The sequence below is a fragment of the Caballeronia sp. AZ1_KS37 genome, from assembly GCF_023631165.1.
In the GTDB taxonomy this organism is placed as follows: Bacteria; Pseudomonadota; Gammaproteobacteria; order Burkholderiales; family Burkholderiaceae; genus Caballeronia; species Caballeronia zhejiangensis.
The window spans coordinates 19680-42596 of sequence record NZ_JALQDP010000008.1; the positions used below are offsets into that span (position 1 = coordinate 19680).

The 22917-nt window shown below is 64.5% G+C and carries 25 protein-coding genes; 20 read left to right on the top strand and 5 right to left on the bottom strand.

The window, feature by feature from the left end:
- Positions 1-153: 153 nt before the first annotated feature.
- The 9 genes from NCS00_RS07135 to NCS00_RS07175 are packed head-to-tail and all read left to right on the top strand — an operon-like array spanning position 154 to position 8085.
- Positions 154-2238 carry a 3-hydroxyacyl-CoA dehydrogenase NAD-binding domain-containing protein gene (locus NCS00_RS07135; RefSeq protein ID WP_250439716.1) on the top strand — a complete coding sequence of 695 codons (2085 nt, stop codon included), beginning with the start codon at positions 154-156 and terminating at the stop codon, positions 2236-2238.
- Positions 2231-2881: a bifunctional nicotinamidase/pyrazinamidase gene (gene pncA / locus NCS00_RS07140; protein WP_008349704.1), complete on the top strand. Its 651-nt coding sequence runs from the start codon at positions 2231-2233 to the stop codon at positions 2879-2881. Before NCS00_RS07135 ends, pncA begins: the two co-directional genes overlap by 8 nt.
- Positions 2878-4056: an acetyl-CoA C-acyltransferase gene (locus NCS00_RS07145; RefSeq protein WP_034473389.1), complete on the top strand. Its 1179-nt coding sequence runs from the start codon at positions 2878-2880 to the stop codon at positions 4054-4056. Before pncA ends, NCS00_RS07145 begins: the two co-directional genes overlap by 4 nt.
- Before the next feature lie 60 nt (positions 4057-4116).
- Entirely contained in the window at positions 4117-4419 is a 303-nt protein-coding gene (locus NCS00_RS07150; RefSeq protein ID WP_061161325.1) for a Dabb family protein, read from the top strand.
- 5 nt (positions 4420-4424) lie between these two features.
- A complete protein-coding gene (locus tag NCS00_RS07155; RefSeq protein ID WP_008349701.1) occupies positions 4425-4907 on the top strand; it encodes a PaaI family thioesterase in 483 nt (160 codons plus the stop codon).
- A gap of 27 nt (positions 4908-4934) precedes the next feature.
- Positions 4935-5939: an NADP-dependent oxidoreductase gene (locus NCS00_RS07160; protein WP_250439719.1), complete on the top strand. Its 1005-nt coding sequence runs from the start codon at positions 4935-4937 to the stop codon at positions 5937-5939.
- The gene (locus tag NCS00_RS07165; protein WP_250439721.1) at positions 5939-6799 is read left to right on the top strand and encodes an SDR family oxidoreductase; all 861 of its coding nucleotides are present in this window, start codon (positions 5939-5941) and stop codon (positions 6797-6799) included. The genes NCS00_RS07160 and NCS00_RS07165 overlap by 1 nt, the downstream gene beginning before the upstream one ends.
- Positions 6800-6848: 49 nt before the next feature.
- A complete protein-coding gene (locus tag NCS00_RS07170; protein WP_008349697.1) occupies positions 6849-7808 on the top strand; it encodes an alpha/beta hydrolase in 960 nt (319 codons plus the stop codon).
- Between the two features lie 40 nt (positions 7809-7848).
- Complete coding sequence (locus NCS00_RS07175) at positions 7849-8085, top strand: hypothetical protein (RefSeq protein ID WP_250439723.1); 237 nt, start codon at positions 7849-7851, stop codon at positions 8083-8085.
- Here NCS00_RS07175 and NCS00_RS07180 read toward each other — a convergent pair whose 3' ends face one another.
- Both NCS00_RS07180 and ygfZ read right to left on the bottom strand, forming a co-directional pair.
- A complete protein-coding gene (locus tag NCS00_RS07180) occupies positions 8086-8904 on the bottom strand; it encodes an NRDE family protein (protein ID WP_244808081.1) in 819 nt (272 codons plus the stop codon). It abuts the gene before it with no gap.
- A 12-nt stretch (positions 8905-8916) separates the two neighbouring features.
- Positions 8917-9903, bottom strand: a complete 987-nt coding sequence (gene ygfZ / locus NCS00_RS07185) for a CAF17-like 4Fe-4S cluster assembly/insertion protein YgfZ (protein WP_008349691.1) — start codon at positions 9901-9903, stop codon at positions 8917-8919.
- Between the two features lie 104 nt (positions 9904-10007).
- Here ygfZ and mltG point away from each other — a divergent pair, with 104 nt between their 5' ends.
- From mltG to NCS00_RS07230, 9 genes are all read left to right on the top strand, one after another.
- Positions 10008-11018, top strand: coding sequence for an endolytic transglycosylase MltG (gene mltG, locus NCS00_RS07190; RefSeq protein ID WP_008349688.1), 1011 nt, complete (start codon positions 10008-10010; stop codon positions 11016-11018).
- Positions 11019-11639 (top strand): dTMP kinase, encoded by a 621-nt coding sequence (tmk, locus tag NCS00_RS07195; RefSeq protein ID WP_250439725.1) that lies wholly within the window; start codon positions 11019-11021, stop codon positions 11637-11639.
- 18 nt (positions 11640-11657) lie between these two features.
- Positions 11658-12695 (top strand): DNA polymerase III subunit delta', encoded by a 1038-nt coding sequence (locus tag NCS00_RS07200; RefSeq protein ID WP_250439727.1) that lies wholly within the window; start codon positions 11658-11660, stop codon positions 12693-12695.
- Between the two features lie 70 nt (positions 12696-12765).
- Positions 12766-13551 (top strand): TatD family hydrolase, encoded by a 786-nt coding sequence (locus NCS00_RS07205; RefSeq protein WP_008349683.1) that lies wholly within the window; start codon positions 12766-12768, stop codon positions 13549-13551.
- 54 nt (positions 13552-13605) lie between these two features.
- Entirely contained in the window at positions 13606-14352 is a 747-nt protein-coding gene (locus NCS00_RS07210) for an ankyrin repeat domain-containing protein (protein ID WP_033535925.1), read from the top strand.
- A 103-nt stretch (positions 14353-14455) separates the two neighbouring features.
- Positions 14456-14812 carry a Rap1a/Tai family immunity protein gene (locus NCS00_RS07215; RefSeq protein ID WP_008349679.1) on the top strand — a complete coding sequence of 119 codons (357 nt, stop codon included), beginning with the start codon at positions 14456-14458 and terminating at the stop codon, positions 14810-14812.
- A gap of 188 nt (positions 14813-15000) precedes the next feature.
- Entirely contained in the window at positions 15001-16239 is a 1239-nt protein-coding gene (locus NCS00_RS07220) for a mechanosensitive ion channel family protein (RefSeq protein ID WP_250439729.1), read from the top strand.
- Between the two features lie 101 nt (positions 16240-16340).
- Entirely contained in the window at positions 16341-17726 is a 1386-nt protein-coding gene (gene otsA / locus NCS00_RS07225) for an alpha,alpha-trehalose-phosphate synthase (UDP-forming) (protein ID WP_175982897.1), read from the top strand.
- Positions 17727-17955: 229 nt separating this feature from the next.
- On the top strand, positions 17956-19026 hold the full coding sequence (locus tag NCS00_RS07230) for a glycosyltransferase family 4 protein (protein ID WP_008349671.1): 1071 nt from the start codon (positions 17956-17958) through the stop codon (positions 19024-19026).
- A 111-nt stretch (positions 19027-19137) separates the two neighbouring features.
- Here NCS00_RS07230 and NCS00_RS07235 read toward each other — a convergent pair whose 3' ends face one another.
- From NCS00_RS07235 to NCS00_RS07245, 3 genes are all read right to left on the bottom strand, one after another.
- Positions 19138-19728, bottom strand: a complete 591-nt coding sequence (locus NCS00_RS07235) for a BPSL1445 family SYLF domain-containing lipoprotein (RefSeq protein WP_008349670.1) — start codon at positions 19726-19728, stop codon at positions 19138-19140.
- Between the two features lie 399 nt (positions 19729-20127).
- Positions 20128-20598, bottom strand: coding sequence for a hypothetical protein (locus NCS00_RS07240; RefSeq protein WP_244808084.1), 471 nt, complete (start codon positions 20596-20598; stop codon positions 20128-20130).
- A 225-nt stretch (positions 20599-20823) separates the two neighbouring features.
- A complete protein-coding gene (locus tag NCS00_RS07245; RefSeq protein ID WP_008349666.1) occupies positions 20824-21120 on the bottom strand; it encodes a PsiF family protein in 297 nt (98 codons plus the stop codon).
- 227 nt (positions 21121-21347) lie between these two features.
- On the opposite strand from NCS00_RS07245, the gene NCS00_RS07250 reads away from it, so the two are divergent.
- Both NCS00_RS07250 and NCS00_RS07255 read left to right on the top strand, forming a co-directional pair.
- Positions 21348-21629 (top strand): hypothetical protein, encoded by a 282-nt coding sequence (locus NCS00_RS07250; protein WP_008349664.1) that lies wholly within the window; start codon positions 21348-21350, stop codon positions 21627-21629.
- 254 nt (positions 21630-21883) lie between these two features.
- Entirely contained in the window at positions 21884-22846 is a 963-nt protein-coding gene (locus NCS00_RS07255; RefSeq protein ID WP_008349661.1) for a sugar ABC transporter substrate-binding protein, read from the top strand.
- Positions 22847-22917: the final 71 nt, after the last annotated feature.

Below are 22917 nucleotides of genomic sequence, written 5' to 3' on the forward strand. Positions count from 1 at the left end.
AAAGCCCCGGCTCGCGGTGCGCGCGCCGGGGCTTCGTGCATTTCTGTCGATCGATTGGCGCGAAACGCGTCGTTTGAACGATCGTGCTTTTTTGTGTATTCTGCCCCGATCGCCCACAATCGATCTCATATCCGGTCGACAGGAGACACGTTCATGGCAGTGGACTACACGATCCGCGACGGCGTCGCCGTCATTACGCTCGACAATCCGCCGGTCAACGGTCTCGGGCATTCGACCCGGCTCGGCATCGTCGAAGGTGTCGAGCGCGCGAACGACGATGCCGACGTGCGCGCCATCGTCATCATCGGCGCGGGCAAGGCGTTCTCGGGCGGCGCGGACATCACCGAATTCAACACGCCGAAAGCCACGCAGGAACCGACGCTCATGACCGTCATCGCGACGCTCGAAGCGAGCGCGAAGCCCGTCGTCGCGGCGATTCACGCCGTCGCGATGGGCGGCGGTCTGGAACTCGCGCTCGGCGCGCATTACCGCGTCGCCGTGCCCGGTGCTCAGATCGCGCTGCCGGAAGTGAAGCTCGGGCTTTTGCCGGGCGCGGGCGGCACGCAGCGTCTGCCGCGCGTGGTCGGGCTGGAAACGGCGCTGAACATGATCGTGTCGGGCGCGCCGGTGCCCTCAGAAAAGCTCGCGCAAACCGCGCTTTTCGATGAACTCGCCGACGGCGATCTGCTGGAAAGCGCGTTGTCGTTCGCGCGCCGGGCCGCCGATCGCGGCGGTCCGCATCCGAAAGTCCGCGATCGCCAGATCGTGCATCCGAACGCCGAGGGTTTCATCCAGTTCGCGCGCAACAGTGTCGCGGGAGTCGCGAAGCATTTCCCGGCGCCGCACAAGTGCATCGATGCAATCGAAAAAGGCGTGAAGGAAGGTTTCGAGCGCGGTCTCGCCTTCGAGCGCGAATGCTTTCTCGCGCTCGTGCAGACGCCCGAAAGCCGCGCGTTGCGGCATGCGTTCTTCGGCGAACGCGCGGCTGCCAAGATCGCCGATGTCCCGTCGAACACGCCCGTGAGGAAGATCGAGCGCATCGGCGTGATCGGCGCGGGCACGATGGGCGGCGGCATCGCGATGAACTTTCTCAACGCCGGCCTGCCCGTCGTGCTGCTCGAAACGAAGCAGGACGCGCTCGATCGCGGCATCGCGACGATCCGGCGCAACTACGAGGCGCAGGTCAAGAAGGGCAAGCTCACGCAGGAAAAGGTCGAAGAGCGCATGGCGCTCATCGCGCCGACGCTTGCCTTTGGCGATCTGGCCCAGGCCGATCTGATCGTCGAAGCCGTGTTCGAAGACTTGAGCGTGAAGGAACAGGTCTTCCGTCAGCTCGACGAAATCGCAAAGTCCGGCGCGATCCTCGCATCGAATACATCGACGTTGAATCTCGACACCATCGCCTCGTTCACGAAGCGTCCCGGCGACGTGATCGGCATGCACTTCTTCAGCCCCGCGAACGTGATGAAGCTGCTCGAAGTCGTGCGCGGCGCGAAGACCGAAAAGGACGTGCTCGCAACGGTCATGCAGCTCGCGAAGAAAATCAGGAAGACGGCGGTGGTGTCGGGCGTATGCGACGGCTTCATCGGCAACCGGATGATCGAGCAGTACATCCGCCAAGCGCTCTTCATGCTGGAGGAAGGCGCGCTGCCGGCGCAGATCGATCGCGCGATCGAAAACTTCGGCTTCGCGATGGGGCCGTTTCGCATGAGCGATCTCGCGGGCAACGACATCGGCTGGGCGATCAGAAAGCGGCGTTATCGGGAGCAGCCGGAGCTGCATTATTCGCGCGTCGCGGATCGTCTGTGCGAGATGGGCCGCTTCGGCCAGAAGACCGGCGCGGGCTGGTACGACTATCAGCCGGGCAAGCGCGACGCGCTGCCGTCGAACGTGGTCGATGACATGATCGTCGCGTATTCGAAGGAACGCGGCGTCGAGCGGCGCAAGATCCGCGATGAAGAGATCGTCGAGCGTCTCGTGCTTTCGCTCGTGAACGAAGGCGCGAAGATTCTCGAGGAAGGCATCGCGGGCAAGGCTTCGGACATCGACATGGTTTATCTGACGGGCTACGGCTTTCCGCTCTGGCGCGGCGGCCCGATGCTGTATGCGGACACCATCGGCCTCTACAACGTGGAACGCGCGATGCGCAAATACGCGAAGCAGGCCAACGGCTACGCGTGGCAACCCGCCGCGCGCGTCACCGAACTCGCGCAATCGAATGGACGCTTCAATGGCTGATATCAAACCTGTCGAAGACGTGTTCCTCGCCGTGGACGTGCAGTACGACTTCATGCCGGGCGGCGCGCTTGCCGTCGCACACGGCGATGAAGTCGTGCCGGTCATCAATCGGCTTGCGCGCGCGTTCTCGCATGTCGTGCTGACGCAGGACTGGCATCCGCGCTCGCATGTGTCGTTCGCGGCAAATCACGAGGGCCGCGCGCCATTCGAGACGATGACCTTGCCTTACGGCGAACAGGTGCTGTGGCCGGTGCATTGCGTGCAGGACACGCGAGGCGCGGCGCTGCATCGCGATCTGCATGTGCCGCACGCGCGGCTCGTGATTCGCAAGGGGCATCACGAACACGTCGACAGCTATTCGGCGTTTCTCGAAGCGGACCGTTCGACACCGACCGGTCTCGAAGGCTATCTGCGCAACGTCGGCGCAAGACGCGTGTGGCTCGCCGGACTGGCGACGGACTATTGCGTCGCGTGGTCCGCGCTCGATGCGCGTGCGGCGGGCTTCGACGTCATCGTGATCGAGGACGCGTGCCGCGCGATCGATCTGAACGGCTCGCTCGACCGAGCATGGAACGACATGCGCGATGCGGGCGTGCAACGCGTGAGTTCGGACGAAATTCTCAAAGCGGGGGCAACGACATGACCGATGCAGTCATCGTATCGACGGCGCGCACCGCGCTCGCCAAATCGTGGCGCGGCGCGCTCAACATGACGCACGGCGCGACGCTCGGCGGCCATGTGACGAAGGCGGTCGTCGAACGCGCGGGCATCGATCCGGCGCGCGTCGAGGACGTCATCATGGGCTGCGCGAATCCGGAAGGCGCGACGGGCGCGAACATCGCGCGGCAGATCGCGTTGCGCGCGGGCTTGCCGGTTTCCGTCCCCGGCATGACGGTGAACCGCTTCTGCTCGTCGGGCTTGCAGACGATCGCGCTTGCCGCGCAGCGCGTGATGACGGGCGAGGGCGATGTGTTCGTCGCGGGCGGCGTCGAATCGATCTCGTGCGTGCAGAACGAGCTGAACCGTCACATGCTGACCGAAGGCTGGCTCAGGCAACACAAGCCCGAAATCTACTGGTCGATGTTGCAGACCGCCGAGAACGTCGCGAAGCGCTACGAGATAGCGAAAGAGCGGCAGGACGAATACGGCGTGCGCTCGCAGCAGCGCGCGGCGGCGGCGCGGGCGGCGGGCAAGTTCGACGATGAAATCGTGCCGATCACCGTGCTTGCCGGCATCGCCGATCAAGCGACGGGGCGCATGTTCACGCAAGAAGTGACGCTCGCCGCCGACGAAGGCATCCGCGCCGATACGACGCTCGAAGGCGTGTCGAAGATTCGCACCGCGCTGCCTGGCGGCGTCATCACGGCGGGCAACGCGAGCCAGTTCTCGGATGGCGCGTCGGCGTGCGTCGTGATGAGCGCGACGCTCGCCGAGAAGGAAGGTCTCGCGCCGCTCGGCATTTTTCGCGGCTTCGCGGTCGCGGGCTGCGAGCCGGACGAAATGGGCATCGGTCCGGTGTTCGCCGTGCCGAAGCTTTTGAAGCGCGCGGGCCTGTCCGTCGACGATATCGGCTTGTGGGAGCTGAACGAAGCGTTCGCCGTGCAAGTGCTCTATTGCCGCGACCGGCTCGGCATTCCCGACGAGCGCCTGAACGTGAACGGCGGCGCGATCGCGGTCGGGCATCCGTACGGCGTGTCGGGCGCGCGCCTGACGGGTCACGCGCTCATCGAAGGCAAGCGGCGTGGCGCGAAGTTCGTCGTGGTCACGATGTGCATCGGCGGCGGGCAGGGCGCGGCGGGCCTTTTCGAAATCGTGTGAGCATTTGCGGCCCGGCGATTTTTGCTACGCTTCGAGATTCGTTCGATAACAGGAGTCGCCGTGCTACGTCACATCGTCATGTGGAAGCTGAAGGAAAACGCCGAGGGCGCGAGCCGCGCCGAAAACGCGCAGAAGCTGAAGGCGAAGCTCGAAACCTGCCGCAGCATCGTGAAAGGGCAAGGGCATTTCGAAGTCGGCACCGCGCAGCCGGGTTTCGATTGCACCTATGACGTCGTGCTCGTGTCCGACTTCGACGACAAGGCGGCGCTCGAAGCGTATCAGGTGCATCCGAAACATCAGGCGCTGAAGGACTTCGTCGCGGCGATCCGCGAAGCGCGTCAATGCGTCGACTACGAAGTGTGAGCGCGATGTCCTCTTCCGATCAACCTGCAAGCAACGGCGTCGCGCTCGAGAGCCCGTTCATCGATACGCTCGGCGTCGAGCTCGTCAAGGCGCAGGACGGCGAAAGCGAAGTGCGGCTGCCGCTTCGCGACGAACACCTGAACACCTGGGGCATCGCGCACGGCGGCGTCACGATGACGATGCTCGACGCATCGCTGGCGCTCGCCGCACGCAGCGTCGCGGGCGATGGCATCGGCGTCGTCACCGTCGAGATGAAGGTCAATTTCATGCAGCCGGGGCGCGGCGAATTGCGCGGTTACGGCCGCGTGTTGCATCGCTCGACGACGATGGCTTATTGCGAAGGCGAGATTCGCGACAGCGAAGGCCACTTCGTCGCGAAGGCGCTCGGCACGTTCAAGTACATGAAGCGGCTCGCGGTCGGGCGCGACATCGTCCGGCAGAAGATGCGGTCCGATCCGAAGGCGACGCCCGGTCCGAGCGACGCCTGAACACCATTCGAGCGAAGGAGGTTCAGCATGGCAGACGCACAGATCAACCGACAAATTCTGCTCGTGTCGCGTCCGCAACGCGAGGCGTCGGTGTCGAATTTCAGGCTCGTCGAGACGCCGCTTGCGCCGCTGAAGGACGGCGAAGTGCGCGTGCGCAATCACTATCTGTCGCTCGATCCGTACATGCGCGGCCGCATGGACGACGCGAAGTCGTACGCCGCGCCGCAACCGCTCGATGAAGTGATGATCGGCGGCACCGTGGGCGTCGTGAGCGAATCGCGCAATCCGGCGTTCAAGGCGGGCGATAGCGTCGTCGGCATGTTCGGCTGGCAGGAATACGGCACATCCGACGGCACCGGCCTGAACAAGGTCGATGCCTCGCGCGTGCCGCTTTCCGCGTATCTCGGCGCGGTCGGCATGCCGGGCGTCACGGCGTGGTACGGACTGAACCGCATCATCGAGCCGAAGGCGGGCGAGACGGTCGTCGTGTCGGCGGCGAGCGGCGCGGTGGGCAGCGTCGTCGGGCAACTGGCGAAGGCGGCGGGCTGCCGCGTGGTCGGCATCGCGGGCGGCGCGGACAAGTGCCGCTATGTCGTCGAGACGCTCGGCTTCGATGCGTGCGTCGATTACAAGGCCGGCAAGCTGCACGAAGATCTGAAAGCCGCGACGCCCGATGGCATCGACGGCTACTTCGAGAACGTCGGCGGCGACGTGCTCAATGCCGTGCTCGCGCGCATGAACGCGTTCGGGCGCATCGCCGTATGCGGGATGATCTCCGGTTACGACGGCAAGCCGACGCAATTGGACGCGCCGCGGCTGATCCTCACGCAGCGGTTGAAGCTGCAGGGCTTCATCGTCTCCGAACATCTCGATGTCTGGCCGCAGGCGCTGAACGAACTCGGCGAGCGTGTCGCGACGAAGAAGCTGCATTTTCGCGAGAGCATCGCCGAAGGGCTCGAGAATGCGCCTGAGGCATTTCTCGGCCTCCTGCGCGGCAAGAACTTCGGCAAGCAACTGGTGAAACTCGTGTGATGGATCGCTTCGAAGGCAAGGTCGCCGTCATCACGGGCGCGGGCAGCGGATTCGGGCGCGAGTTCGCGAAGAAGGGCGCGGCGCTCGGCATGAAGCTCGTGCTCGCCGATCTCGACACCGCCGGGCTCGCCGCGACCGTCGATGCGCTACGCGCGGCGGGCGGCGACGCGATCGGCATCACGACGGACGTATCCGACGCCGCTCAGGTGCACGCGCTCGCGCAGGCATCGCTCGACACTTACGGCGGCGTGCACATGCTCTTCAACAACGCGGGCGTCGGCGCGGGCGGCTTCGTGTGGGAGAACAGCGCGAACGACTGGCAATGGGTCTTCGGCGTGAACGTGATGGGCGTCGCGAACGGCCTGCGCGCGTTCGTGCCGATCATGTTCGAACAGAACGAGCCGGCGCATATCGTCAATACGGCGTCGGTGGCGGGCCTGCTCGCCGCGCCCGCGATGGGCGTCTACAACGCATCGAAGCACGCGGTCGTCGCGCTGACCGAGACGCTGCATCACGATTTGCGGCTGGCGGGCGCGTCGATGATCGGCGTGTCGCTGCTGTGTCCGGCGTTCGTGCCGACTGGCATCGCGGATGCCGAGCGCTCGCGCCCCGACGCGCTCGCCAACGACGCGCCGTACACCGCCTCGCAAAAGCTCGCGGCGCGGCAACTCACGCGGGCGGTAGAGGGCGGGAAGCTGTCGGCGCGCGACATCGCCGATTTGACGTTCGATGCGGTGCGCGAAGGGCGCTTCTATGTCATCACGCATCCGGCCATCATGCCGTCGGTGCAACTGCGGCTCGACGATATCGCGCAACTGCGCAACCCGACCGATCCGATGTCCCTGAAACGTCCGCGTTGATGTGCGCGGTTCGTGGCATGATCGTGTCCCTTTGACGCTCTTTCCGCCGATGCCGCTCAATCCAAAGATCGCGCAAATTCTGGAGATGGTCGCGCGCGCGAATCGACCGCCGTATCACACGCTCACGCCGAAAGAGGCGCGCGCAGCCTACGCGATGAGCGCGCAGATTCTCGATATCGCGCCATTGCCGGTGCACGCCATCGAGGATCTGCGGATTCCCGTGCGCGATGGCGCAACGATCGGCGTGCGCGTCTATCATCCGATCGAGCCGAGCTGGGCGCAGCCTTCTCCGGGGCTTCTTTATTTTCACGGCGGCGGCTTCACCGTCGGCAGCGTGGCGACGCACGACGCGCTGTGCCGCAAGCTCGCGCACGATGCGCAATGCGCGGTCGTATCGGTGGATTACCGGCTCGCGCCGGAGCACAAGTTTCCCGTCGCCGTGACCGATGCCTTCGATGCGCTGCAATGGCTGGCGCGCGAGGCTCCGACGCTCGGCATCGATCCGGCGCGGCTCGCGGTTGGCGGGGACAGCGCGGGCGGCACGCTCGCGATCGTGTGCGCGGTGCTCGCGCGCGATGCGGGCATCGACCTGAAACTGCAATTGCTGATCTATCCTGGCACGAGCGCGTGGCAGAAGAGCGATTCCCATGCGCGCCTCGCGGACGGGTATCTGCTTTCAGGCGAAACGATTCAGTGGTTTTTCGCGCAGTATCTGCGTGATGATCGCGATCGCGACGATTGGCGTTTCGCGCCGCTCGATGCGGCGCGCGGTACGCCGGATTTCGCGGGCGTCGCGCCGGCGTGGATCGCGGCGGCGGACTACGACCCGCTACACGACGAAGACACTGCGTTCGCGGCGAAACTCGAAGACGCGCGTGTGCCGGTCACGCTCAAGCGCTACGAAGGCATGATTCACGAATTCTTCAAGATGGGCGGTTTCGTACCGGAAGTAGCGGCGGCGCACGCGGATGCGGTGAGGGCGTTGCGGGAGGCGTTCGGGACGCTGTAGAAGCTGGCTCACCCATGATTAGAATCCGAATTATCGGCCCATGACCAGGAAAACGCCTCGCTCCTTCATCTATCTCGGCGCGCTGTTCATCTTGCTTCTCGTCGCTACATTGAATGTGTACAACCTCAATGAAGCATACGGCGACGGTCCGCCGTACTACGCGCGCACGACGAACATGGACAAGTGGACCGATCCTCTTCCCGCGCTCGTTGCGGTCGATGCCATTGCCGTCGTGCAGATCGCTGCGATCCTGTATCTCACACGAAGGAAACGCTGATCAACCGATCTCAAACGAAAAAGCCCGCTCAAACGCCCCCGGCCTCACGACGCGATGCGAGCCGTCATCGTCGCTGCGTTCCTTGATTTCCAGCGCTAACCCGAGCGCCGCCGGATTCACGCGCAAGGCCGTCGTGCTGCGCGTGCCGTAATCGGCCGTTTCGATGAACGCCGCCGACAGCACGCGCTCCCGCTCGATCGAAATCCCCGTCGATGGCAGATGTTCGTCGTTCGCGATGCGCGGGTCGCGCAACGTCTCGATGAGCACATCGAGCGACGGGCGTTCATCGGCGTGAATCAGATCGCACAGCGCCTCCCGCTGCGCGACGAGCTTCGGCCACGGCGTATTCAACAGGCTGTTCGACAAACCGTGCACGCCTGCATCGAGCAAAGCGGGCGGCGCGTCGGCACGATTGCCGTACCAGCCGAGTTCGCGCCGCAAGAAGTCGCCGCAAAGCAGATTGAACCCGTTATACCGATGCCCTTCGCGCGCCACGCCCTGCAGATAGTCGAGCGGCGCCATGCGCTCGCCCGCGAGAAAAGCGCTCACGAGCGTGCCGCGCGTCGGCGCATTCGGCTGCATGTCGCCCGGCGCGCGATAGTTGGTCAGCGCCGCGAAGCGCCCGTCGCGCGATACGCCGAGCCACGTCCCGCCGCCCGTCAGATCGCGGCCGGCGAGCACGTCTGGCGCGTCTTGCCACCAGTGCATCGGTTCGGCGTCGCGGCGAAAGAATTCATCGCGATTGGCGGAAAGCGTCAGCAATGCGCGGCCGTTTTCCTGCGACGCCGCGGGTTGCCAGTCGAAGACGATCAGACACATGCGCGCTCGACCTCAGGCGTCGGCCGGAAACGCGTAGGGCAGCGGCACGAACGTAAGCGCGGGACCATCGGCGGAACCGACATGCACCGAGCCATTGTCAAGCGCCGCGAGCTTGATCTCGACGAGACAATCGACGCCGCCATGCTCCGCGGGCGCGACGTTGACGACGAGTCCGCACGGCTGGCCGGGATCGTCCGAATGAAAGAGCTCCGCGCCGGGCGTCGCGCTCTCGACGTGCGCGAGCGCCGTGCGCCGCTTGATCGTGCCGCGATACTGGCTGCGCGCGACGATCTCCTGCCCGGGATAGCAGCCCTTCTTGAAGTTCACCGCGCCGAGCACGTCGAAGTTGACCATTTGCGGGACGAACTGCTCGACCGTCGCGTGCGTGATGCGCGGCTCGCCCGCGTGGATGTCGAGCCAGTCCCACATCTGCTCGGGCACGCGCTTGAGTTTTTCATCGAGTTTCGCGAGTTGCGCCTCGACATCGGCTTTCGGGCCGACCCACAGGAAGCGCGGCCGATGCGCCGCGTCCGGCACGCGGATCAGCGAACCGTGCGGGCCTTCGACCTTGACATGCACGCCGTCGGGCAGCGCATCGAAAATGCCGGAGAGCGCCGCGCGCACGTCGCCCGCGAAGCCGACGGCGGCCACTTCGGGCGTCGCGTCGGTGAGTTTCGCCTTCGCGCGCAGCACGAACATCGACAGGCGTTTCTGCACGGCCGCCTGCACGTCGTGTGCGATCAGGAGACGCACGGCGTCGGCGGTGCGCCACATCAGGAACGAGCCGAGGAGCCGGCCCTTGGCCGAGCAGTAGCCCGCGAGACGCGCGGTCGACGCGTCGAGATGCTGGACGTCGTTCGTAAGCTGACTGTGCAGGAACGAGGCGGCGTCCTCGCCCTTGACGTCGATCACGCCGAACTGGGTGAGCGGCATGTATGCGCCGGCGGTCTTGACGGAATCGAAGTCTGAAGCGGCGAGAGCGATGGTCTGGGAATTCATGAGTCGGCGGGCTGTCAATCCTATCGTTTGGGCGCGGGCCCAGGAATGCGGCTCTGGCGCAGGCGGCAAGTTATTATATTGGTCTTATCTCAAGCGTGTTTCGCATGTCCTTTCTGAAGAAATGCGTCGTGGCAGCGGTGCTCGCCGCCGTGCTCGCGGCAGCCGTCGCGGGCGGCGTGTACTGGTGGGCCAACCGGCCCATGGAATTGCCGACGCCCGAACTCGACGTCACCATCAAGCCCCACAGCAGCCTGCGCAGCGTGAGCGCCCAGTTGAACCGCGGGGGCGTGCCCGTCGAACCCGAGCTTTTCGTGCTGATGACGCGCGTGCTCGGCCTGTCCGCGCAACTGAAATCGGGCAATTACGCGTTCAAGACCGGCATCACGCCTTATGAGGTGCTGGAGAAGATCGCGCGCGGCGACGTCAACGAATATGTCGCGACCGTCATCGAAGGCTGGACGCTGCAGAAAATGCGCGGCGAGCTCGACAGCAATCCCGCGCTCAAGCACGACACCGTCGGCATGACCGACACGGACCTGCTGCGCGCGATTGGCGCGGCCGAAGTCGACAAGGCGTCCGCCGAGGGCCTGTTCTTCCCCGACACCTATCTGTTCGACAAAGGCACGAGCGATCTGGCCGTCTACAAACGCGCGTATCGGCTGATGCAGGCGCGCCTCACGGAAGCGTGGAACACGCGCGCACCGAATCTGCCTTACAAGACGCCTTATGAGGCGCTCGTGATGGCGTCCATCGTCGAGAAGGAGACGGGGCGCGCTGCGGACCGGCCGCTCGTCGCGGCGGTGTTCGCGAACCGGCTGCGCATCGGCATGCCGCTACAGACGGACCCGAGCGTGATCTACGGCTTAGGCCCGGCCTACGGCGGCAAGCTGAAGAAAAAGGACCTGCAGACGGACACTCCGTACAATACCTACACGCGCATGGGCCTGCCGCCGACGCCGATCGCGCTGCCCGGCGTGGCCGCACTGAACGCCACGCTCAATCCCGCCTCGAGCAACGCGCTGTATTTCGTGTCGCGCGGCGACGGCAGCAGCATCTTTTCCGACAATCTCGGCGACCACAACAAGGCCGTCGACAAATACATCCGGGGTCAATGAATGGCGCGCGGCAAGTTCATCACGTTCGAAGGCATCGACGGCGCGGGCAAGACCACGCATCTGGACTGGTTCCGCGAACGGCTCGAAGCCAAAGTGGAACCGGGCGGGCATCGTGTCGTCATGACGCGCGAGCCGGGCGGCACGCCGCTCGGTGAAACCCTGCGCGGCATCCTGCTGAATCAGCCGATGGACCTCGAAACCGAAGCGCTGCTCATGTTCGCCGCGCGCCGCGAGCATCTGGCGCAGGTGATCGAACCGGCGCTGTCGCGCGGCGACTGGGTGCTGTCGGACCGTTTCACCGACGCCACGTTCGCGTATCAGGGCGGCGGCCGCGGTCTGCCGCGCGACAAGCTCGAAGCGCTCGAACGCTGGGTGCAGGGCGGTTTCCAGCCCGATCTGACCGTGCTTTTCGACGTGCCGACCGACACCGCGAGCGAGCGCCGCTCGGCCGCGCGCGCGCCCGACAAGTTCGAAAGCGAATCGGAGGCGTTTTTCGAGCGCACGCGCAGCGAGTATCTGCGCCGCGCGGATGAATCGCCGCAGCGCTTTTTCATCGTCGATTCGACGCGCTCCATCGACGAGATTCGCAGAAAGCTCGAAGAAGTTATCGCAAGCGTTTGAATTCAAAAGAATCTATCGATGATCTATCCCTGGCAAACCGACGACTGGCAGCGTCTGCAGCAATTGCGCGCGCACTGGCCGCACGCGCTCCTGCTGCACGGAGAAGCGGGCATCGGCAAGCTGCAGTTCGCCCAGCATCTCGCGCAGGGTTTGCTGTGTGAAACGCCCGCCGCGAATGGCGAGCCGTGCGGGACTTGTCCGGCGTGTCACTGGTTCTCGCAAGGCAATCATCCCGATTACCGCGCGGTGCTGCCCGAAGCGCTCGCGGGCCTTGCCGCAACCGGCGACGCAGCCGACGCCCCCGCCGACAAAGCCGATGGCGAAGAAGGCAAGAAGACCCGCACGCCGAGCAAGGAAATCAAGATCGAGCAGGTGCGCGGGCTGCTGGATTTCTGTGGCGTGGGCTCGCATCGGGGCGGCTTGCGCGTCGTCGTGCTGTATCCGGCCGAGGCGCTCAACGTCGCAGCGGCGAACGCGCTCTTGAAGACGCTCGAAGAACCGCCGTCGGGCGTCGTGTTCCTGCTGGTGTCGGCGCGCGTCGACCGGCTGTTGCCGACGATCATCAGCCGCTGCCGCCAATGGCCGATGAGCGTGCCGCCGGCGAACGAAGCGAGTGCGTGGCTCGCGTCGCAAGGCGTCGACGATCCGGCGGCGCTCCTCGCGCAGGCCGGCGGCGCGCCGCTCGCTGCGCTCGCGCTGGCGAACGACGAGAACCGCGCCTTGCGCGACTTCACGCTCGCGCAACTTGCCGCCGGACCGAATTGCGATGCCTTCGCGTGCGGCGAAAACCTGCAGAAGCTGCCGGTGCCGCTCGTGCTCGGCTGGTTGCAGCGCTGGCTTTACGATCTGCTCGCGCAACGCACGGCTAGCCGTCCGCGCTATTTCCCCGACGCGGCGAAGGCGCTCGCACGTTGCGCGCAAAGCGCCGATCCGGCCGCGCTCGCGCGCTACATGAAGACGGTCACGCGGCAGCGCGCGGTAGAAAATCATCCGCTGAACGCGCGCCTCGTGTTCGAGGAACTGTTCATGGGCTATCGCGGGATCTATACGGCCTGAGCGGCCAGAGCGGCCAGAGCGGCCAGAGACCGTCGAGCCGCGCCGCAAGGAATGCATCAAGGAGCACCCGATGTTTGTCGATTCACACTGTCATATCAACTTCGAAGGGCTCGCGGACCGATTGCCCGACGTCCTCGACAAGATGCGTGCGCATTCTGTGACACATGCGCTGTGCGTGTCGGTGGATCTCGAGACGCTGCCTTCGGTGCTCGCGATCGCCGAGCAGCACGAAAACGTCTATGCGTCGGTCGGAGTGCATCCCGACCACGAGGATATGCGCGAACCGAGCGTCGCGGAACTCGTCGAGCTGGCGAAGCATCCGAAAGTTTGCGCGATCGGCGAAACCGGGCTCGACTACTATCGGCTGGAAGGGCGCAGCATCGCCGACATGGAATGGCAGCGCGAACGCTTTCGCACGCATATCCGCGCCGCGCACGCGACGGGCAAGCCGCTCATCATCCACACGCGGTCGTCGTCGGACGACACCTTGCGCATCATGCAGGAAGAGCGCGCGGACGTGCCGGGCGGCGTCATGCATTGCTTCACCGAACCGTGGGAGATCGCCGAACGGGCGCTCGCGCAGAATTTTCATATCTCGCTGTCGGGCATCGTCACGTTCAAGAAGGCAACCGATGTGCAGGACGTCGCGCGGCGCGTGCCGATCGAGCGCCTGCTCATCGAAACCGATTCGCCGTACCTCGCGCCGGTGCCGTATCGCGGCAAGCCGAATGAACCTGCGTACGTGAGTTATGTCGGACGTTTCATCGCGCAGTTGCGCGAGCAGCCGGAAGAGGCCGTCGCGCAGGCGACCACCGACAACTTCTTCCGGCTCTTCAAGATCGCGCGGCCAGTCTGAGGGCGGCCGGCCCGCGCGCAAAAAAACTGTTTCAAGGCAATTCGAAGGTCACTTATGAACACTTCCCCGATGGTTTCCACTCTGAACACGACGCGCGGTGCGCGCAAGGGCACGGCCGTGCGCGGACTCGTCGCCGGCGCGCTGCTGGCGGCCTGCGCGATCGCTCAGCCGGTCTGGGCCGCGTCCGTGGACTCGCTCATCAAGGCGGTCAAGTTCGACGACGTATCGGCGGTCAAGAAGCAGCTCGCGCAGGGCGCGGACCCGAACACCGTCGACAACACGGGCACGCCGATCCTCGTGATCGCCGCGCGCGAGAAGTCCGACAAGGTCGGCCAGTTGCTCGCCGACAACCCAAAGACCGATCTCGAGAAGCTCGATCCCGCCGGCGAAAACGCGATGATGCTTGCCGCGCTCAATGGCGACGCGACCTTCGTGAATCTGCTGATCGCCAAGGACGCCGAAGTGAACAAGAAAGGCTGGACGCCGCTGCACTACGCCGCGACCAACGGCCATGACGACATCGTGAAGATTCTGGTCGACCATTCGGCCTATATCGACGCCGGCTCGCCCAACGGCACGACGCCGCTCATGATGGCGGCGCGCGGCGGTCATCTTTCGACGGTCAAGCTGCTGCTCGACTCGGGCGCCGATCTGCGCGTGAAGAATCAGCTCGGCCTGACGGCGGTGGATTTCGCGCAGAAGTACAACGAGAAAGATGTCGCCGAAGGTCTGAAGGCGCGTCTGGACTCGATGCAACAAGGCGGCGGCGCTGCGCAAAGCGGCTCAAACGGTGCAAAATAACGGCGCGACATCAAGTCACGGGGCGAGCGCGGTCAGGCGCGGCCGCGCATCGCTCCGAACCCGTTGCTCCGACCAAGCCGCCGCTCAACATAAAAGGAAGACCATGCTGCGGGAATTCGTCCTCGCCTGTGCTCTCGCGACGCCCGTCTGTGCGTTCGCGTTTACCGGCAACGATCTGAACAAGCTCTGCACCAAAACGGATCCCAACTCACGGACCGCCTGCGCGGCCTATATCGAAGGCGCGGCGGACGGCATCTACAACACGATCGAGGCGATCGGCGGAACCTCCGGGCCGCAGGTCGGCCAGTACTTCTGCCTGCCGGCGGACGTGAAGCCGCAGCAGCTTACGGACGCGGTGCGCAAGTACATCGCCAACAATCCCGACAAGGCCGATTTCAACGCGACCACGATGGTTTCGCTCGGACTCGGCAAGGCGTTTCCCTGCAAGGCGGAACGCTGAGCATCTGGTGACGCCGGAGCACTGGCGTCACGCTTGCTGAACCAAGAGGCGACGGCCGCGCCCGGACGGCCATCGCCGCTGCTGTCTGCAACCTGGCGCAATATCGCGCAGCACCACGCATCCGTGCGATGCGACCGCCGTATCCTCCTCGCCGCTTTCACTTTCTCGAGGCTGATCCCGCGACGCTCATGCTCTCACTCGACCATTTCCTGAATCTTGCGGAACGTCCGCTCGGCACCTGGCCCGGCGCGCTCGTCGTGGCCGTCATCGCGGTGGCGTTTGCGATTGCCGCGCATCGCATCGGCGCGCGCATTCTCGTGCGCATCGCGCGTCCTTATCCGCTGATGAGCGTCGTGCTGCGCTATATCGACACGCCCGCGCTCATCCTGCTCATCATCCTCGGGCTCGGTTTCATGATCTTCGAGGCGCCCGATACGCTGCCGTTCATCGGCGTGCTGCGCGATGTCGAGACCGTCGCGCTGATCGTCGCGCTCACGTTTCTCGCGGCGCGCTCGGCGGGCGCGGTGGGCGAGGCGATCGTGCAGGCGCATCCGCTCGACACCGACGACAATCTCAACGCCCGCCGCATCCACACGCAGGCGCGCGTGCTCGCGCGCTCGGTGATGGTGGTGATCGTAATCATCGGTTTCGGCGCGGCGCTGATGGCGTTTCCGAGCGTGCGGCAGATCGGCGCGAGCCTGCTGGCGTCGGCGGGCGTCGCCGGGCTCGTCGCCGGTATCGCCGCGCGGCCGGTGCTCGGCAATCTGATCGCGGGCTTGCAGATCGCGCTGTCGCAGCCGATTCGCCTCGACGATGTCGTCGTGATTCAGGGCGAATGGGGACGCGTCGAGGAAATCACGGGCACGTACGTGTCGATCCGCATCTGGGATCAGCGGCGGCTTATCGTGCCGTTGCAGTGGTTTATCGAAAATCCGTTCACGAACTGGACGCGCAACAGTTCGCAGATCATCGGCACGGTGTTTCTGTATGTCGATTACCGGATGCCGCTCGCGCCGCTGCGCGAGGAGCTGGAGCGCATCCTCGAGCACGCGCCGGAATGGGATGGCCGTGTGCAGGTGCTGCAGGTCACCGACGCCACCGATCGCGCGATGCAACTGCGCGTGCTCGTCAGTTCGTTCGACTCGGCGCTGAATTGGGATTTGCGCTGCCGCGTGCGCGAAGGGCTCGTGAACTTCGTGCAGGCGACTTATCCGCACTATCTGCCGCGCGCGCGGGCGGATCTGTCGACCGACAAGGAAAGTCACGTCGATTTCGCGCCGCCGCTCGAAAGGGCGGGCACGGCACACGCGGCAAGCACGGCGAATACGGCCGCCGATCCGGTCGCGAGCCGCGGCGAGCCGACCGGGCCGGATCCGAAGGCGCACGCGGCGGCGTCCACCGCGCCGGCGCCGGCAGAAAAGACCTGACGGAAACCCGCGCGGCGTTTCCGGGTCGAAAATTTCGGGTTGATGCTGAGAAAGTCACGTTAAGTCACGTTAATCACGTTCGAAGAGGAAAAGGAAAGTCTATGAGCCGTCTCGTCGTCGTATCCAACCGGGTCGCCACGCCGACCGAAACCAAGGGCTCCGCGGGCGGGCTCGCCGTCGGCGTCTTCGGCGCGCTGAAGGACAGCGGCGGCGTCTGGTTCGGCTGGAGCGGCGACGTCGTGAGCGAAACCGTCGCGAATCAGGGACCGAAACTCGAACAGGACGGCGCGGTGACCTTTGCGACCGTCGGCCTGCCGAAAAAGGACTACGACCAGTACTACCGCGGTTTCTCGAACGCGATGCTGTGGCCGGTTTTCCACTATCGCAACGATCTCGCCGTCTACGACCGGGACGAGTACGCGGGCTACCGGCGCGTGAACGCGTGGCTCGCGCACAAGCTCATCAAGCTGCTCGAACCCGGCGACATCATCTGGGTCCACGACTATCACATGATCCCGTTCGCCGAGGCGCTGCGCTCGGCGGGCATCACGAATCGCATCGGCTTCTTTTTGCACATTCCGTTTCCGTCGCCGCAGATCCTGTTGAACATTCCGCCGCACGAGGAACTGGTGAAGTCGCTGTGCTGCTATGACGTCGTCGGGTTTCAGACGGAAAGCGATCGCGTCGCGTTTCACGACTACATCGTCCGGCACGCGCACGGCACCGCGACCCCCGACGGCCACGTCGAGGCTTTCGGACGCAAGCTGCGGACGAACGTTTATCGCATCGGCGTGTTTCCCGATGAAATCGCCGAGCAGGCCGAACGCGGCGAGGCGCGTCAGGACGTGATGGACCTGAAGCAGAGCCTCGAAGGCCGTAAGCTCATCATGAGCGTGGATCGGCTCGATTACTCGAAAGGACTGGTCGAGCGCTTCCGCGCGTTCGAGCATTTTCTGGAAAAGTCGCCCGAGTGGCGCGGCAATGTCACGCTCGTGCAGATCGCGCCGCCGACGCGCTCGGACGTCGAAACCTATCAGCAGATTCGCCAGAACCTGGAGTACGAAGCGGGGCGCATCAACGGACGTTACTCCGGGCTCGATTACACGCCGATCCGCTATCTCAATCAGCGATACGACCGCTGGAAGCTGATGTCGCTGTTTCGCGAATCGCAGATCGGGCTCGTCACGCCGCTGCGCGACGGCATGAATCTCGTCGCGAAGGAATACGTCGCGGCGCAGAATCCCGACGATCCCGGCGTGCTCGTGCTTTCCCAGTTCGCCGGCGCGGCCGATGAAATGACCGGCGCGGTGATGGTCAATCCGCACGATATCGTCGGCACGAGCGAAGCGATCGGCCGCGCGCTGGCGATGCCGCTCGCCGAGCGCAAGCAGCGCTACGAGACCAACATGGCGGCGCTGCGCAAGCACGATCTTGGCGTGTGGCGCGACAACTTCCTCGCCGATCTGCGCGGCGACGCCGAACGGTAGCCGTCGCCGGAAACGAATGTTTCCGTGCTGTAACAGAGCGATGAAAGTGCAAGAGACGTCCGGAACGGGCGCATCCGCACTCGATAATGGGCTTCATCGCAGCGGATGGCGGAACGATTCGTAAGGGCAAACCTCGTTGTCCGGCCTTACGATCCGCTGTCATACTCGATGCGCGCCGCGGCTGGCAAGCGATCAGCCGCACGTCGATATCCGCATGGAGACGAGAACGATGAGAATTGCCCAGATTGCTCCGCTGACCGAATCGGTGCCGCCGAAGCTCTATGGCGGGACCGAGCGTGTGGTGTCGTACCTGACCGAGGCGCTCGTCGAGCTCGGTCACGAGGTGACGCTCTTCGCCACCGGCGATTCGCAGACCAGCGCCAACCTGGAACCCGTGTGGCCGCGCGCGTTGCGGCTCGACCCGGCGATCCGCGACCGCATCGCGCCGCACATGCTGCTGATGGAACTCGTGCGCCGCCGCGCCGAAGAGTTCGATGTCCTGCACTTTCACATGGACTATTACTCGTTCTCGCTGTTCAAGCGCCAGGACACGCCGTTCGTGACGACAATGCACGGCCGGCTCGATCTGCCCGAGCAGCAGCCCGTATTCGATACGTTCAACACCGCGCCCGTAATCTCCATTTCCGACGCGCAGCGGCATCCGCTGCCGCAGGCGAAATGGGTCAGCACCGTTTATCACGGCTTGCCGGAGAAGCTCTACGTGCCGCAGCCGGTGGAGCAGAAGTATCTGGCGTTCCTCGGACGCATTTCGCCGGAAAAGCGCGTCGATACGGCCATTCGCATCGCGGGCCGATGCGGCTTGCCGATCAAGATTGCCGCCAAGGTCGATTTCGCCGACCACGAGTATTTCGAGCGCGAGATTGCGCCGCTGCTGGAGCTGCCGTATGTCGAGTACGTCGGCGAGATCAACGACAGTCAGAAAGCCGAATTCCTGTCGGGCGCGCACGCGCTCGTGTTTCCGATCGACTGGCCCGAGCCGTTCGGCCTCGTGATGATCGAGGCGATGGCGTGCGGCACGCCGGTCATCGCGTTCAATCGCGGCTCGGTGCCGGAAGTGGTGGACGAGGGCGTGTCTGGCTTCATCGTCGAGGATGAAATCGGTGCGGTGGCCGCGGTGAATCGTCTGCATACGCTGTCGCGCGAGCGCGTGCGCAATCGCTTCGAGGAGCGCTTCACGTCGCATCGCATGGCTCGGCAATATCTCGAGGCGTATCAGTCGGTCGTGCGCGCGCAGAAGCGTGCGCGCTTCAAAGTGATCGATCGCGCGACGACGACCTGACGCGCGACCCGACACGACGCGGGAAAAAACAAAAAACCGCCGTGTGGCGCGACCCGGAAGGCCCCACCACACGGCGGTTTTGCATTCGCCGCGAGGTAAAGCGCGACGCGCTCAGTACTTGATGCGCGACACCTTCGTGCCTTGCAGCGACACGTCGGCCATCAGGCCGGCGTTGGTCAGGACGATGGCCTCGACCGGTTTCGTGGCGGTGGTCGTGTCGATCACGCCGTTCGCGCCCATCTTCACCAACGCCACCGATGCATCCGCGCCCGCCGACCAGCCGTCGGAGTTGCGGAATTTGTCGAGCGCATCCTGCGTCATGAACAGGAAGATCAGCGCCTTCGACTGCGCGCCTGCCTGCAGGCCGAACGAGCCGGACGTCGTGCTGTAGTACCCGACGCTGCTGCCGCCCACACGCAGCGCACCCTTGCCGTATTGTGCGCCGACGATGAAGCCGGCCTGAAGCACCGACGGGAACACCAGCACGCCGCGCGCTTTCGCGACCAGCTCGCGCGAGCCGCCGACGGTGGCATAGAGACGCTGGATCGTGCTGTCGACATCTGCGTCGATGGCGCGGCGGTCATCGGCGGCGCCCGCGGCCGCTTCGCTGCCGGCGTTCCGGTTTGCCGTGCAGCCGGCAAGCGCGAGGCCACCCATTGCCAGCACGGCCGTCGACTTGAGCATGAAGTTTCGTCTTTGCATCATTGTTCTCCATCGTGGAATTTAGGAAACCCCATAAGAGCGGGAGGGTGAGGCACGCCAAGTTATAGCACAGCAAGGTGAAACCGCGAGCCTCGGCCCATGCGCCGAAAGCCTTGTCAGGCTTGGGTCTTCAGGCTCCGCAACATTCGGGCGAACAAGCCGGACCTAGCTTACTCCGAATCCGTCCCCATAAGCGTCAGGCGCGTCGTTAAATTACACAAATCTTTCGAAGCACACATCGTCTGATACAAGGTTAGACGAAGCTTTGACCAAACCGAAATGGAAACGGCGTTTTCGCCCGAAGTGCGGCCCAAGGCGAGCAGAATTTTCGTGACGCTGCCTTTAGGTCGTACGAGAAAACCGCTGAAGGAAGTAGCAACGACCGTACCCGAGGCTCGGTCACGGATGGGTCGTCGTTTTTACTTCGGCGGAGGGCGGCGCGGGCGTGTGTTGCGGACGGCGCAGCGCGCGCCGGATGCCGCCGATCAGCACGCCGAGCACGAGCAGGAACGCTGCGGGCACGATCCAGTAGCCGACGAACGCATGCCAGAGATAATCGGCGAGCGTCGCCTTGCGATGCGCGTATTCGTTGAGCGCTTCCTGATGCTTCACCTCGGTGGCGGCGATGGCATCTTCGGGACAACCGGCTGCGCGCGCTTCTTCGGACGTGCCGTGGCAGCGCGCCGCGGCGCCGGCCGCGCGTTGGGCATCGGTCAACTCCCAGCTGGCAAGCGACTTCTGGAGATCGACGTTGTTGTACGCCATCTCCTCGCGCACTTCGTTCACCGCGACGATCAGCACCGGCACGAACCAGAACGTGATCGCCACGAGCCACCGCCTGAACCAGCGGTTCTTGTGTCTCCATGCCATCCGATGCCTCCATGCGCGGCTTTTCGCCTCGCTCGAAACGGCGGCGGCCGATGGCGTCTTTCTTGTATTTCGTAAGGGGCCGCCTTCGCGCCATCTTATGAGAAAAAGACGACGGTGCGAATCACTAGCTTGGGTGCAGTGCAATATCGGCCGGTAGGGAGCGTAAATACGCAAGGGGCGCCGCGCGCGAACGGCGCGGCGTGCAGAACGCGAACGCAGGCGAGATCAGCCCTTGTTGCTGAGGCAGCTTTTCATGAAGCTCTTGCGGTCATCGCCTTTCTTGTCGCCTGCTTGGCTGTTGCACGCCGTCATCTTCTGCTGCTGCGTCATCGGCGCGGATGCGGCAGCCGGCGCGGCGGACAGACAGCTCTTCATGAAGGCCTTGCGGTCGTCGCCTTTCTTGTCGCCCGCCTGCTTGTTGCAATCGGTCATCTTGCTTTGCTGACTGTTGGCGGCGAAGGCGACGTTCGCGCCGAGCGTCAGGCTCAGCACGGCGATGAGGGCGGTGGCTCGAATGGTCATGTGACGCTCCCTGATTTGAGTGACGGTTGTTGTTCGACGGCGCGTGTCTGTATCGGCATGTCGCCCGCGCATTATGGCAAACACAATATGAACGGTGTGCGGGATAGGGTGAAATCGGGAGTCGCGGGAACGAGGCTTGCAAACGCCTTTCGTCGCCGGCGATCCGCACGACCGATGCAGCCGACGTATGATCGTGCGATGCATGTGAATGCGAAAGGAGATCGTCCATGTCCACGCCGCTGTCGGATCATTACAAAGGCTTCGAGATCAAGGTTCAGGCATTGAGGCGCGCGAAGGATCGCGACGAGCCGGACGACAGCCCGCGACACTTCGACATAGTCGTGACGATCGCGAAGAGCGCGCACGGCGAAAGCGGCCGCTCGGTGATGTTCGGCGTGCCCGATCAGGAACCGTTCGACAGTCCGATCGACGCGACGCGCGCGGGCATCGACTACGCGCGCGACATCATCGACAACAAGGTCGAAGGGCAGTCGGTCGAAGATCTCTGAGTCTTGTCCGCAGGCAACTGAAAACGCCGTCGAGCAGCCGTTCGACGGCGTTGTCGTATGTGCTGCACTACACGTTAGCCCGATTGACCTCCGGCGCCTGTCCAACGAGAATCGACGGCGAGCAAACGTTCAAACGTGCGCGAAAGGGCGTCGAAGGCATTGGCGCGCGAGCGTCCGGCGCGTTTCGATTGGCGTTGCTCGCGTTCGCTGCATCTCGCAAGACCAACAAACCAGAATAAGCATTGGAGATCCGCATGAACCGAATCATCCGCCGACGCGTCCTCACGGCTGCCGTCGCGCTCGCCGCCTGCACCGCATTGCCGTTCGCGTCGTCATCGGCGTTCGCGCAGCCGGCGGGCAAGCCCAAGGTGGCGCTCGTCATGAAATCGCTCGCCAACGAGTTCTTCCTGACGATGGAAACCGGCGCGAAAGACTATCAGGCGCACAACGCCGGCCAGTTCGACCTGATCACCAACGGCATCAAGGACGAGACCGACACGGCGGCGCAAATCCGCATCGTCGAACAGATGATCGTCTCGAAGGTCGATGCGCTCGTGATCGCGCCGGCTGATTCGAAGGCGCTCGTGCCGGTCATCAAGAAGGCGGCGGACGCGGGGATCATCGTCGTGAACATCGACAACCGGCTCGATCCGGACGTGCTCAAGTCGAAGGATCTGAACGTGCCGTTCGTCGGACCGGACAACAAGAAGGGCGCGCGTAAGGTCGGCGACTATCTCGCGCCGAAACTGAAGAAGGGCGATGAAGTCGCGATCATCGAAGGCGTGACGACCACGACGAATTCGCAGGCGCGCAGCGCGGGCTTCAAGGAAGCGATGGACGCCGCCGGCATGAAGGTGGTCGCGCTGCAGTCGGGCGAATGGGAAATCGACAAGGGCAACGCGGTCGCGTCGCAGATCCTGAACGCCAATCCGAACGTGAAGGCGCTCCTGTGCGACAACGACAACATGGCGATCGGCGCCGTGTCGGCGATTCGCGCGGCGGGCAAGGCGGGCAAGGTGCAGGTCGTCGGCTTCGACAACATCGGCGCGATCAAGCCGATGCTCAAGGACGGCCGCGTGCTCGCCACGGCCGACCAGTACGCGGCGAAGCAGGCGGTGTTCGGCATCGACGTGGCGTTGAAGGCGATTGCCGGCCACAAGAAGCAGTCGGAGCTTTCGCAGGTCGTGGAAACGCCGGTCGATCTCGTGACGAAGTGAGCCGGCGCGAAGCCTCAAGTTCGCGGCGGGCGTGCCGATAACACACTGACGAGCGCGAAAGGCAGACGGCG